The organism is Flavobacterium sp. (assembly GCF_049318185.1).
In the GTDB taxonomy this organism is placed as follows: domain Bacteria; phylum Bacteroidota; class Bacteroidia; order Flavobacteriales; family Flavobacteriaceae; genus Flavobacterium.
This window is the reverse complement of record NZ_JBMOGV010000016.1, coordinates 1-12,900: the sequence shown is the minus strand read 5'-3', so window position 1 is coordinate 12,900 and position 12,900 is coordinate 1. Positions and strand designations below refer to the sequence as shown.

10 protein-coding genes are annotated in these 12,900 nt (G+C 32.7%); 4 read left to right on the top strand and 6 right to left on the bottom strand.

Going from position 1 to position 12,900, the window contains the following annotated elements; translation table 11 throughout:
• Window positions 1-13: 13 nt before the first annotated feature.
• From ACOYLT_RS02890 to ACOYLT_RS02875, 4 genes are all read right to left on the bottom strand, one after another.
• Window positions 14-3,472 carry an efflux RND transporter permease subunit gene (locus ACOYLT_RS02890; protein WP_422852342.1) on the bottom strand — a complete coding sequence of 1,153 codons (3,459 nt, stop codon included), beginning with the start codon at window positions 3,470-3,472 and terminating at the stop codon, window positions 14-16.
• Between the two features lie 63 nt (window positions 3,473-3,535).
• Complete coding sequence (locus tag ACOYLT_RS02885; protein WP_422852341.1) at window positions 3,536-4,675, bottom strand: efflux RND transporter periplasmic adaptor subunit; 1,140 nt, start codon at window positions 4,673-4,675, stop codon at window positions 3,536-3,538.
• A gap of 12 nt (window positions 4,676-4,687) precedes the next feature.
• Window positions 4,688-6,034: a TolC family protein gene (locus tag ACOYLT_RS02880; protein ID WP_422852340.1), complete on the bottom strand. Its 1,347-nt coding sequence runs from the start codon at window positions 6,032-6,034 to the stop codon at window positions 4,688-4,690.
• A gap of 8 nt (window positions 6,035-6,042) precedes the next feature.
• A complete protein-coding gene (locus tag ACOYLT_RS02875; RefSeq protein ID WP_422852339.1) occupies window positions 6,043-6,642 on the bottom strand; it encodes a TetR/AcrR family transcriptional regulator in 600 nt (199 codons plus the stop codon).
• Between the two features lie 139 nt (window positions 6,643-6,781).
• Between ACOYLT_RS02875 and ACOYLT_RS02870 the strand changes: the two genes are divergently transcribed.
• Both ACOYLT_RS02870 and ACOYLT_RS02865 read left to right on the top strand, forming a co-directional pair.
• The gene (locus ACOYLT_RS02870) at window positions 6,782-7,756 is read left to right on the top strand and encodes a polyprenyl synthetase family protein (RefSeq protein WP_422852338.1); all 975 of its coding nucleotides are present in this window, start codon (window positions 6,782-6,784) and stop codon (window positions 7,754-7,756) included.
• A 106-nt stretch (window positions 7,757-7,862) separates the two neighbouring features.
• A complete protein-coding gene (locus tag ACOYLT_RS02865) occupies window positions 7,863-8,219 on the top strand; it encodes a hypothetical protein (protein ID WP_422852337.1) in 357 nt (118 codons plus the stop codon).
• A 215-nt stretch (window positions 8,220-8,434) separates the two neighbouring features.
• On the opposite strand, the gene ACOYLT_RS02860 is transcribed toward ACOYLT_RS02865, so the two are convergent.
• The gene (locus tag ACOYLT_RS02860) at window positions 8,435-8,884 is read right to left on the bottom strand and encodes a hypothetical protein (RefSeq protein ID WP_422852336.1); all 450 of its coding nucleotides are present in this window, start codon (window positions 8,882-8,884) and stop codon (window positions 8,435-8,437) included.
• A gap of 239 nt (window positions 8,885-9,123) precedes the next feature.
• Here ACOYLT_RS02860 and ACOYLT_RS02855 point away from each other — a divergent pair, with 239 nt between their 5' ends.
• A complete protein-coding gene (locus ACOYLT_RS02855; protein ID WP_422852335.1) occupies window positions 9,124-9,366 on the top strand; it encodes a helix-turn-helix domain-containing protein in 243 nt (80 codons plus the stop codon).
• A 6-nt stretch (window positions 9,367-9,372) separates the two neighbouring features.
• On the opposite strand, the gene ACOYLT_RS02850 is transcribed toward ACOYLT_RS02855, so the two are convergent.
• On the bottom strand, window positions 9,373-9,918 hold the full coding sequence (locus ACOYLT_RS02850) for a hypothetical protein (RefSeq protein ID WP_422852334.1): 546 nt from the start codon (window positions 9,916-9,918) through the stop codon (window positions 9,373-9,375).
• Between the two features lie 116 nt (window positions 9,919-10,034).
• Here ACOYLT_RS02850 and ACOYLT_RS02845 point away from each other — a divergent pair, with 116 nt between their 5' ends.
• Entirely contained in the window at window positions 10,035-12,818 is a 2,784-nt protein-coding gene (locus tag ACOYLT_RS02845) for a 2-oxoglutarate dehydrogenase E1 component (RefSeq protein WP_422852333.1), read from the top strand.
• The last annotated feature ends 82 nt before the right edge of the window (window positions 12,819-12,900 follow it).

Here is a 12,900-nt window from a genome sequence, read left to right as displayed (position 1 = left end):
AAAAAGCATTTTACTACAATGCTTTTCTATCTCTCAACCAATATTTAGTTCGTTTCACTAAGAAGAACATTACTGGTACCATTATTAAAGTTAAAATAGTAGCATAGGTCAATCCGAAGATAATTGTCCATGCCAGTGGTGACCAGAAAATTACATTATCACCTCCCATATATAAGTGTGGATTCAAATCAGTAATCAATCCGAAAAAGTCAAAGTTTAATCCAATAGCTAATGGAATTAATCCCAATACGGCAGTTAAGGCCGTTAACAATACTGGACGTAAACGGTTTTTGCCACTTTCAATAATGATTTCTTTGATTTCTATAAGCGATAAATCATCGTGACTTTCAACACCTTTATCGGCTACTTTTTTATCTAATAATAAGACGAAGAAGTCCATTAATACTATTCCGTTCTTTACCACAATTCCGGCTAAGGAAATAATTCCCATCATGGTCATTAGTATTACAAAATCCATGTTGGCAATAACATAACCATAGAAAACGCCGCTGAAACTTAACAAGACAGTAAATAAAATCACCAATGTTTTTGAAATCGAATTAAATTGTAACACAATAATAATAGTAATTCCAGCCATGGCTAAGAACAAGGCATACATCAAGAAACTTTGGTTTTTTCCTTGTTCTTCTTGCACTCCTGAAAACGAATAGGTAATTCCTTTTGGTAATTGATAGGATTTCAATTCCGTGCCAATTTGTTTTGTGATTTGATCGCCGTTATAACCTGTCAATACATTAGAATAAATAGTCATTATTCGTTTGTAATTTTTACGTTTGATTTGATTAAACGTGTTAGTTTTCTCAGTATATGAAACAGCCGAAATCGGCACTTGCATCATTTGACCATTCGCCTGATTTCTAAAAGTCAACGATTGATTGAAAAGAATATTTTCATTTTTACGTTGGTCTTCCTGCATACGAACCACAATATTATAGTCATCATCACCTTCTTTAAAAGTAGCTATTTCTTGACCATAAACTGAACGACGCAAATTGAAACCTAATTGACCTGTTGAAACGCCAAGACTCCCGGCATTTACTCGATCTACTTTTACTTCAAGTTCAGGACTTTCTTTATTTACATCAACATTTAATCGTTCAATTCCAGGTATTTTTTTTGCGTTGATAAAAGCTATCATTTTGTAAGCTTCTTTTAGAATCTCATCATAATCCGCTCCAACATCTCCAGTTAATTGGACACTAATTGGATAACCTGCAGGCGGACCATTCGCATCTTTTTCAACGGTTACTTTTGCACCAGCAATTCCTTTTACTCTAGCTCTAATTTCATCCAAAACATCAGAAGTATTGACTCCTCTTCTGAATTTGAATTCTGAGAAATTCACTGTTACTTTCCCTTTAAAAGGAGTTTCATTGGCAGAACCAGCATCTACATTTGGATTTCCTGCACCAACACCAACTTGAGAAACGATACTTTCCGCTAAATAATTCTCATTCGTTTTTGGATCGATATATTTTTTCATAATATCAATCACTTGTTCCTCTACAAATAGAGTGGCTTTATTGGTTTTCTCAATATCTGTTCCTTGTGGGTATTCGATATAGGTAATCACTTGTCTTGGAATATTATCTGGAAAGAATAACACTTTTCTAGGGAAAAGTCCTAATAGGAAGATAGATAAAAATAACATCACAATAATACCTCCTAATGCAAACCAAGAATTTTTACCTGTTAAAATTATAGCAAGAAAACGTTTGTATTTTTCTTCTAATCTTGGGAAGAAACTATGTTGGAAATCTTGTGTCCATTGGTACAATTTCCATTTATACAACCACATTAATCCTAATGATATCAGAGCAAAGTGACCAATTCCTCTGGCGAATTTCGCATCATTTACATTTCCGATAATCACAAATAGGATTCCAATAATTCCTAGAATGAAAGTATATTTTTTGGCTGTTTTAGTGGATAAATTTTTATCTTCAATATCCATAGAGCCACCAGTCATAGAAGCATTAACAACCATAGCCACAAATAAAGATGCTGTTAATGTTACAGATAATGTAATTGGGAAATAAATCATGAATTTACCCATAGTACCTGGCCATAGTGCAAAGGGCAAGAAAGCCATTAGGGTAGTTGCCGTGGAGGAAATTACCGGCCAAGCAATTTCACCAATACCCACTTTTGAGGCTTGAACTCTTGGCATTCCTTTTTTCATATTGGCAAAAACGTTGTCAACCACAACAATTCCGTCGTCAACCAATAATCCTAATCCCATTACCAACCCGAAAAGCACCATTGTATTTAACGTCAAACCAAAAGCTGCCAAAATAGTAAAGGCAATCATCATTGAAAGTGGTATAGCAGCTCCAACAAATAGAGAGTTTCTCAATCCCATGGTAAACATCAACACAATCATTACCAATACGATTCCGAAGATGATATGGTTGGATAATTCATCTACTTGGTGTTCTACACTTGATGATTGGTCATTGGTCAATTCTACTTTTAAATTTTTTGGCAAATAACTCTCATGTGCCAATTTCAATTTTTCTTTTACTTGATCAATGGCTGAAATCATGTTTTGACCAGAACGTTTTTTTACATTCAGCATCACTACTTCTTTACCTTTTTCACGAGCATAAGTAGTTTTTTCTTTTTCTTTAAAAGAAATTACAGCTAAATCTTTCAGATATACCGTTCCGCCATTGTGTTTTACAATAACATTTTCTAATTCTTTCGGGTCCTTGATTTCCCCTACAATTCTGATATTGTTTCTTGAACCTTGAGAAATTAAATTTCCGCCCGAAAGTGTCATGTTTTCATACTTAACCGCATTTTGAATATCATCAAAGGAAACTTGAGCTGCAGTCATTTTGAATATATCAACTGCGATTTCTACTTCTTTATCGTCAACACCAAGAATATCTACCTTTTTAACCTCTGGAATTTCTTCAATATCATCTTGTAATTTTTTACCATAATCTTTTAACTGTTGCGTGGTGTAATTTCCTTTCAAGTTGATGTTCAAAACTGGTACTTCTTCAGAAATGTTTAGTTCAAAAACACTTGGTTCCACTTTACTTCCGTTATCTAAATTTGGCCAATCGGTATCTGCTTTTACAATATCAACTTTGTCTTTGATTTTGATTTTAGCTTCTTCAATACCCACTTTGTCTGAAAACTCGGCGATGATCATTCCATAATCTTGGAATGAACTGGCGGTTACTTTTTCAACACCACTAATATTTTTGATTTCTTTTTCGAGTGGTTTGATAATTAATTTTTCAACATCTTCAGCTGAATTTCCCGGGAAAACAGATGAGATATACACTTTGTTTTCAATGATTTCTGGGAAATCTTCGCGCGGCATAGTTACATAGGCAATTAAGCCGGTAATCACCACAAGCAAGGTGAAAATATAAACCGTTACTCGGTTATCTATTGCCCAACTCGATATACTGAATTCTTTATTTTGATGTGACATATATAATCTTAGATTTTAGATTTCAGATTTTAGATTTTTATATTAAATAGCTAAAATTTGATATTAGAAATTTAGTTTCATTCCTTCTGAAATGTTGTTTACGCCTTCTATTACAATGATATCTTGAGTAGTTAAACCGCTTAAAATTTCACTAACATTGTCCGAAGTTTTCCCTACAGTTACTATTATTTTTTTAGCTATTCCGGTTTTACCATTACTTCTGTCTACTGTGAAAATAAATTTATTTTGTTCACCATCTTCTTGAACTACGTTAGTTGGAACAACAATAACTTTTTTATTGATGTAATCAATAATTTTTAGCTTAGCAACTTGATTTGGGCGTAATAAATTATCTAGATTTGGTAGTCCAACTTCAACACCAAAGCTTCTGTTGTTTGGATTGATAAAATTCCCAACTTGACGAACTTTGCCTTTATAAGTTTTGTTTAAAGAAGATAAGAAAACTTCAACTTGATCACCTACTTTTAGTTTTCCAATATAGGATTCAGGAACACTAGTTGAAACATACATGCTTCCTAAGTTTACAATGCGCATCAAACCTTGAACACTTGGCGCCACGACTTGACCTTTTTCTACAAAAACTTCATCTATTGTGCCGCTAAATGGAGCACGAATTACAGTTTTTGCCAATTGTGATTTCATTTGTGCAACACCTTTTTGTGCCGCTATCATTTGAGTTTGTACTTGAAGAAACTGAATTTCAGAACCGATTTTTTTGTCCCAAAGATTTTTTTGTCTCTCATAAGTGGTTTTTGCTAACGAGTACTGATTTTCCAAACTAGCCAATTGTTGGCTCATTCCACCATCATCAACCCTACCAAGAATTTGTCCTTTGGAAACCCTTTGTCCAGCTTTTACCGTTAGTGAGGTTAGCGTTCCGCTAAATTCTGGTTGTACAATAATATTTTCTTTAGTATCTACATTTCCTTGTATTTCAAGATAGTGATTAAAAACAGTATCTTGAACTGTAGCAACAGAAACTAAGGCTTCTTCTTTTTTTATATCAAGTGTTGCTAATGCTTCTTCAATTTTTGTTATATCTGCTTGAAGTAAAGCTTTCTTTTCGTTTAAGACTTTGACGTTTTTGGCTTTGATTAAATCATCTATGTTTTCTGTTTTGTTCGAGTTAGCACACGATATTAAAAACAGAGATATTGCTGAGAGGTAAAATATTTTTTTCATGTCAAATTTTGATTAATTTTTATTGATTAATTTTTCTAAAGTTGCTTTTTTGTTGATGATATTCACCATGGATTGTAAATAATTTTGTTGCGCTGAATACAATTGTCTTTGTGCTTCGCTGAAATCAAAACTTGATGATAATCCTTCGGTAAATTTGATTTGTTGTTTTTTCTCTATACGTTCCGCTAAACTCAAATTGCTTTTAGAAGTTGCATATTCTTCAATGCTGAATTCATATTCGCTTTTGGCTTTTTCATATTCTAATTTCAATTGTTGTTCAGTTTGTGTCAATTGTGTTTTGGCTTGTTCAAAAGCAATTTTTGCTTGTTGTGTTTTAGCACTTCTTCCGAGGCTACTGAAAACAGGAACATTTAAACTCACGCCAACATTAGAAAATCTATTCCATTTCTGATTGCTGTCTGCGAATGAAAAATCATTGGCAAAAGAGTTGTAACCAAAATTAAATGCCGCGCCAAGTGAAGGTAGTGCTTTGCTTTTTTCTAGTTTTAATTCTAGTGAACGTTGTTCTTGAAAATTAGAGGCAATTTGATAATTAATGTTATTGGTAACCGTAAAATCATTTTGATTAAATGCTAAGTCTAAGTTTGATGTTGTTAAAGTATCTAGTTTATCGGTAAGGGTCATATCAGCATTAACATCGATTCCCAAAGCGAATTTCAACATCTTTTTAGCAATATCCAAAAGCCTTTTTGTGTTGCTCAAATTACTATTTACAGAAGCTAAAGTAATTTGAAGCTGTTCTACATTTTCTTCTTCAATCAAACCATTTTTGAAGGTTTCTTGAGTATCTGATAATGTTTTGGATAAAATAGCTTTATTTTTTTCAAGTATTGCAACACTTTCTGCTGCTAATAAAACATTTCCATAGGCATTGATTACCATTTCTTTGATATCAGTACTGGTTTTTATATTTGCATTTTCATAATATTTTAAATAGGTCTTAGATGCTTGAAGCGCCACTATATAGGAACCATCAAAAATTAATTGACTCAAGGTTAAACTTGATGTCATAGATTGTTTTGTTCCAAAAGCAAAAAGTGAAATGCTATTTGGATCGCCACCAGGAATGAAAGCATTTCCTGAAACTCCTTGTAATGTGAAATCAATGTTTTGCAAATAACCTACATTACCATTTATTTGAGGCAAACCAGCAGCTGTGGTTTCCCTTTTTTTTTGTTGAGCCGACTCAATATCTCTTTTGGCATTAACAACATTATAGTTGTGTTCCAGGGCATGATCAATGGCTTGTTGCAAACTAAAGGAATAGTTTTGAGGATTGTCTTGAGCTTGCAGTAAGATTACCGTAAAGAGAAAACTAAGTAGTATTTTGTTTTTCATATTGATGGTTATTTATTTTTCAATAATTGTTCTAAAACCGTTAGCCCTTTTTCGGTGGAAATCCCACGTAAATGGTATTCTAAATAGGTTTCTTGTACTTCTATTGTGCTAAAATGTATAGGATTAAAAAGTTGGGTATTTTTAATGCTTGTCATGCCTGCAAAATAAAAACGGCCTATTAATTCAAGATTGATAGTATCTCTAAACAAACCTTGTTCAATGCCTTTTTTAAGATTTTCTAACACACAATCGCCCATTTTTTCAAACTGCCGAGACATCAAGGATTTGTGAATTTGAGGATAATATCTTTGTAATTGATATAGAGGAGAAGTGCTGTCGTCTTTCAAATTTTTTATCACGAAATCTTTAATGGTAAAGAGCTCTTCTATTGGATTTTGATTTAAAAAGACAATTTCATCAATTCCACATGAAATGGTTTCAAATAAGTTCATCGTAACAGCTTCTACTAAATCATTTTTGTTTTCAAAATGTTGGTAAATCGTTTTTTTTGAAATCCCCATAGTTGAAGCAATATCATCCATCGTAACACTTTTGAAACCATGTGTCAAATACATTTCTGTTGCTTTTTCTATAATTTTAGTTTCCATAGTTATGTTGAAATCTGATGCAAAGATAACTTGGAAACTTTAAACATGTAAATAGTTTCCAAATTTTTTCAATAATTTAACATTTTACTCTTTCTTGATTAAAAGCAATATTTGAATTACTTTAGCCAAAAAAAAATACATGCTCGCTATTTCAGATTATCAAGACATAGTTTCAGTACATTTTAAAAATCTTATTTCAAAAAAAGAACCTAAAAATCTATATGAACCTATAGGATATATTTTATCACTTGGGGGTAAAAGATTGCGTCCTGTTTTAACATTAATGGCTGCAGAGGTTTTTGATGCAGATTGTAACAAAGCTTTGCCAGCAGCTACAGCGGTTGAGGTTTTTCATAATTTTTCACTCATACACGATGATATTATGGATGATGCACCTTTGCGACGCGGCAACGAAACTGTTCATGAAAAGTGGAATATCAATACCGGAATTCTATCGGGAGACGCTATGTTGATTCTAGCCTATCAATATTTTGAAGAATACGCGCCGAACATTTTTCAAGAGTTGGCAAAATTGTTTAGCAAAACAGCTCTTGAAGTTTGCGAAGGACAACAATATGATGTTGATTTTGAAACCCGAGATAATGTTACGATTCCAGAATATTTGAAAATGATTGAATATAAAACGGCTGTTTTAGTTGGCGCTGCCATGAAAATGGGCGCAATTGTAGCCGAAACTTCGGAAGGAAATGCCAATTTGATTTATGATTTTGGATTAAATCTTGGTTTAGCATTTCAAATACAAGATGATTATCTAGATGCTTTTGGGAACCCTAAAACCTTCGGAAAACAAGTAGGTGGCGATATCATTGAAAATAAAAAAACCTATTTATATTTGAAAGCTATTGAGTTTGCAAAGCCAGATAAGAAAGAACAATTACTGCATTTATTTTCCATTCAACCAAATGACAATAAGGATAAAATAGCTTCAGTAAAAGAAATATTCAATACAACTGGTGCAAGCGAAGCGACACAAAAAGCCATACAAGAGTACACTTTTAAAGCTTTTGAAACATTAGAAAAAATTGATATTAGTAAAGAAAAGAAAGTACTATTGAAAGCTTTTGGTGAAAACTTGATGAATAGAAATGTATAAATTCTGGATTGATGATTTATGAATGATGATTTCACAAGGGTATTAAATCAAAACCAATGACATAATTTCAAATCAAAAATTAAAAATTGTTAATCTTAAATCTTAAATGAACTTGTTTATAGCACCATTAAATACAGACAATTTACTTTCTGATGCCGAAAAAGAAAACCTGTATATAAAGCTCATTGAGCAATTGAACAAGGATTTTAATTTTGCGAATGAACCTATAGATTTGCCATTTGATATCCTTCCAGAAGAGTTAAAGTCACAACTTCATGAAAAAATTTATAGATTGATTCAGTACAAATTTGCCGAATATTTAAGCTTACTTTATATTGTAGATGTTCCTGAAAATCAAGTAAAACAATTAGATGGTTCGGATATTATGGAATTATCCCAACAAGTAGCTTTTCTGATTTTAAAACGAGAATGGATGAAGGTTTGGTTTCGTAATTGCCTTTAGCACAAAACAAAATAAAGTCCCTTTTGAAGGGACTTTTGAGTTTATTTATTTAAGACTTCATTATTTTTTTGTGTTATTTAAATTTCCAAATTTATCAGTTGTTGAAGCTATGCGATTTTTTTGATATAATATCCTTTTCCACAAAACCCTTAACATTTCAATTGAAACGAAAATTAGTAACCGATCCTATTACTTGCCATTTTTAGAACTCAAGATTATCTAATAAACTTTTTTATATAAACATCATTTGCTGCAGGATAATTTAGAACTTTTAATTGCAGTTGAGTTGAATTAATTAAAAGAACTTCACAAGAAACATTAGATGAAGTTAAAAATCCACCTGATGCACTGTATACATTAGATGAAATATTAATTATTGAAGTTGTTGGAAGCGTATATGTTCCTGATGAATACATATATAAATTTGAAAAGTTTGTATCAGTATATGATTGAGTACTAAAACTTCCGTCAGCATTAAAATAATTCAATTCACTTTTAACAGTGTTTGCGCCCCCAAATTTTTCAACTCCATTTAATACAGCTGAAGTTGTTTTCCAAAGACCTTGAACACTATATGAGGGTGGTGTAGATGATGAGTTTGAATCTTTGGAGCAAGATAATAATAAAAATGGAATCAGTAAAATAAGATAATTTAATTTTTTCATAAGATATAATTTTGAATTTATTTACGCTTACTCTATACAGTTTTCAGCTTCCCTGTTATTATTTATATTCAGGTATAATTTTTAAATTTTCGAATAAAAATATTAAACCACGTACCTATAATATTTTGCGGTATAAAAATTTATGAGACAAATATAAAAAAATATTTTAAACTAATCATATATGATTAGATAAATCATGTATGATTATATCAATTTTACAATTTAATACCTTGTAGAAATTGATATACACAAAGGATAAGGAGTATTTAATATTGTTTGGAAAACATTTAAAAAAAATGCGAGAGGGAAAAGGTATGTCCCAAGAAGAACTCGCAAATTTGGCTGAGGTTTCGTTACCTCAAATCACGAGAATAGAAAGAGGTGTAATAAATCCGACAATATGTACTATTAAATCCTTATCAAAAGGATTGTCTGTAGATATGTCTTTTATGTTTGAGTTTGATAAAGAATTAAAATTTTAAAAATTACTAAAAATAAACTCTAACAAACGGCATAAAAGCCTCGCCATAAATATCTTTATTTTTATCAAATAGCAAGTTATATCTTGCACCAATGGTAGCGTTTCCAGATCTATAACCGGCTCCAAGATATAACCCTGTATTCCAAAAATTAGTTTTTAAACTCCCTCCTAAATCTTCATAAGTATTAGAAACATTCACTTCCTCTACTTCAATTGATAATTGTACTTCATCGATAGGATTGAATAATCCAATAATACTCCCGCCAATAACATTGGAAGAATAATACCTTTTTTGTTTCAAATAACTGTATTGCAATCCCGTTCCCAAAGCAAAATACTCATTAAAATTATAAATTGCACTGGGTGCTATGGTAATATTAGTAAAATCATTTCCAATGCCTAATCCAAAACCTCCGCCCAACTGAACATGGTTCCAAAAATCATCTGTTTTGGCTTTTGACAAAGGCTTTTCTTGTGATAAAACAGTAAACGGTGTTCCAAATAATAAAAGAAAGTACAACGTTCTAATTAAAGTTTTAAAATTATTCATCATCTTAGATAGTTATATTTAATTAGCGATAAATGTATTAAAAACATTGAAAGAGTAGAACAAATATCATACTTTTGCATCTGATTTTCTAAAAATAAAGACTATTTACTCATACAGCTATGGATAGGTTTTCCTTTTTAAACGCAGCACATACCGAATTTTTCGCCGATCTATACGACCAATATCTTCAAAACCCCGATAGTGTAGAACCTAGTTGGAGAGCATTTTTTCAAGGGTTTGACTTTGGGTTGACAACGTATAATGAAGAAAATTATGCCGATAATAAGGCGCAAGAATTAGCAAATTATGCTGCCAATGTTCCTCAAAATGGTCAAGTATCGGATAAATTACAAAAAGAATTCAATGTTTTAAAACTAATTGATGGTTACAGAACACGCGGACATCTTTTTACAGAGACCAATCCTGTACGTGACCGAAGAGTATACAATCCGAATTTAGATATTGAAAATTTTGGTCTGACTTCAGCCGATTTAAATACGGTTTTTGATGCCGCTAAAGTATTAGGGCAAAAGCCATCTTCGCTTCAACAAATTTTAAATCATTTAAAAAATGTATACTGCCAACATATAGGTATCGAATACATGTATATGCGAAACCCTGAAATCATTCAGTGGATTCAAGATAAATTAAACATCAATGACAACCTTCCGAATTTTGATAATGAGCAAAAGAAACATATTTTAGGAAAGTTGAATGAAGCCGTTTCATTCGAAAACTTTTTACATACCAAATATGTAGGACAAAAACGTTTCTCTTTAGAAGGAGGGGAAAGCATTATACCTGCTTTAGATGCACTAATAGAAAGTGCTGCCGAAAAAGGCGTAGAACACTTCGTAATGGGAATGGCGCACCGAGGAAGGCTGAATATCTTGGCTAATATTTTTGGAAAAGCAACTCAAGATATTTTCTCCGAATTTGATGGTAAAGATTATGATAAAGAATATTTTGATGGTGATGTAAAATACCACTTGGGTTTAACTGCCGAAAGAAAGACAAAATCAGGCAAAAAAATTAACCTGAATTTAGCACCAAATCCATCGCATCTTGAAACTGTTGGCGCAGTGATTGAAGGAATAACCAGAGCAAAACAAGACAAATATTTTCCAAACGATTGCTCAAAAGTATTGCCCATTGCCGTTCACGGAGATGCCGCAGTAGCCGGACAAGGAATTGTATACGAAATTGTGCAAATGGCGCAACTCGACGGATACAAAACGGGAGGAACCATTCATATTGTAATTAACAATCAGGTTGGATTTACTACCAATTATTTAGACGCACGTTCATCAACCTATTGTACAGATGTTGCCAAAGTAACATTGTCACCAGTACTTCATGTGAATTCTGATGATGCGGAAGCCGTAGTTCACGCCATGCTTTTTGCATTAGATTTCCGAATGCAATTTGGAAGAGATGTTTTCATCGATTTATTAGGGTATAGAAAATACGGTCATAACGAAGGCGATGAGCCACGTTTTACACAACCCGTTTTGTACAAACTGATAGCGCGTCAAAAAAATCCAAGAGACATTTATGCCGATAAATTAATTACTGCGGGCATTGTAGATGCAAGTTATTTGGCAAAAATTGAAAACGATTACAAAGAAAACTTAGACGAAAATCTTCAAGCTTCACGCAAAAAAGATTTGACAATAATCAAACCATTCATGCAAGACGAATGGCAAGGATTTGTTCAGGTTTCTGACGATGAAATGTTAAAAAAAGTGGATACAACTTTCAATCAAAAGAAATTAGACGACATTATTGTTTCAATCTCGACTTTGCCTTCTGATAAAAAATTTATCAATAAGATTTCTAAAATTATTACCGATAGAAAAACAATGTATGACAATGATGTCATCGATTGGGGAACAGCCGAATCATTGGCTTACGGTTCATTAATGACCGAAGGTTATGATGTTCGTGTTTCTGGTCAAGATGTAGAAAGAGGTACTTTTTCACACCGTCATGCCGTAGTAAAAGTGGAAGACAGCGAAGAAGAAGTAGTACTACTCGACTCGATAAACGACAAAAAAGGGAAGTTCACTATTTTCAATTCTTTCCTTTCAGAATATGGTGTTTTAGGATTTGATTACGGTTATGCTTTAGCCAATCCAAACGCGTTAACGATTTGGGAAGCACAATTTGGAGATTTTTCCAATGGTGCTCAAATCATGATTGATCAATACATTTCGTGTGGTGAAGACAAATGGAACAACCAAAACGGAATAGTACTTTTGTTACCTCATGGTTATGAAGGACAAGGCGCTGAACACTCTTCGGCAAGAATGGAAAGATATTTGCAACTTTGTGCGCGTCATAATATGTATGTTGCCGATTGTACCACGCCTGCCAATTTTTACCACTTGTTGCGTCGCCAAATGAAAACCAAATTTCGTAAACCATTAGTAGTTTTTACTCCAAAAAGTTTGTTGCGTCATCCATTATGCGTTTCTTCTCGTGAAGAATTGGCCAATGGTAGTTTCCAAGAAGTGATTGATGATACATCAGTTGATAAAAAAAATGTAAAAACGTTAGTTTTTTGTACTGGTAAATTCTATTTTGATATTTTGGCCGAAAGACAAAATTTGGATAGAAATGATGTAGCTTTGGTTCGTATTGAGCAATTATTCCCATTGCCGGTGGAACAATTGAAAGCCATTATTGCTAGTTATCCTAATGCCGATGATTTCGTTTGGGCACAAGAAGAACCAAAAAACATGGGCGCATACAGTTTTATGTTGATGAATTTCGATTTAGTAAAATGGAGATTAGCATCATTAAAAGCGTATGCAGCACCAGCAGCAGGAAGTCATACACGCGATAGAAGGCGACATACAGATGCTATCAGAATGGTATTTGATAAAAATTTATTTAGATAAGATAACAACACTATAAAATTATAAAAGCATGATTTTAGAAATGAAAGTCCCATCACCGGGAGAATCGATTAAAGAAGTTGAA

Bases quoted from the DNA above. Each gene is read 5' to 3' on its own strand.
- ACOYLT_RS02870 (WP_422852338.1), top strand. From the start codon at position 6,782: ATGCTCGCTATTTCAGATTATCAAGACATAGTTTCAGTACATTTTAAA.
- ACOYLT_RS02850 (WP_422852334.1), bottom strand. From the start codon at position 9,918: ATGATGAATAATTTTAAAACTTTAATTAGAACGTTGTACTTTCTTTTA.
- ACOYLT_RS02875 (WP_422852339.1), bottom strand. From the start codon at position 6,642: ATGGAAACTAAAATTATAGAAAAAGCAACAGAAATGTATTTGACACAT.
- ACOYLT_RS02890 (WP_422852342.1), bottom strand. From the start codon at position 3,472: ATGTCACATCAAAATAAAGAATTCAGTATATCGAGTTGGGCAATAGAT.
- ACOYLT_RS02880 (WP_422852340.1), bottom strand. From the start codon at position 6,034: ATGAAAAACAAAATACTACTTAGTTTTCTCTTTACGGTAATCTTACTG.
- ACOYLT_RS02885 (WP_422852341.1), bottom strand. From the start codon at position 4,675: ATGAAAAAAATATTTTACCTCTCAGCAATATCTCTGTTTTTAATATCG.
- ACOYLT_RS02865 (WP_422852337.1), top strand. From the start codon at position 7,863: ATGAACTTGTTTATAGCACCATTAAATACAGACAATTTACTTTCTGAT.
- ACOYLT_RS02860 (WP_422852336.1), bottom strand. From the start codon at position 8,884: ATGAAAAAATTAAATTATCTTATTTTACTGATTCCATTTTTATTATTA.
- ACOYLT_RS02845 (WP_422852333.1), top strand. From the start codon at position 10,035: ATGGATAGGTTTTCCTTTTTAAACGCAGCACATACCGAATTTTTCGCC.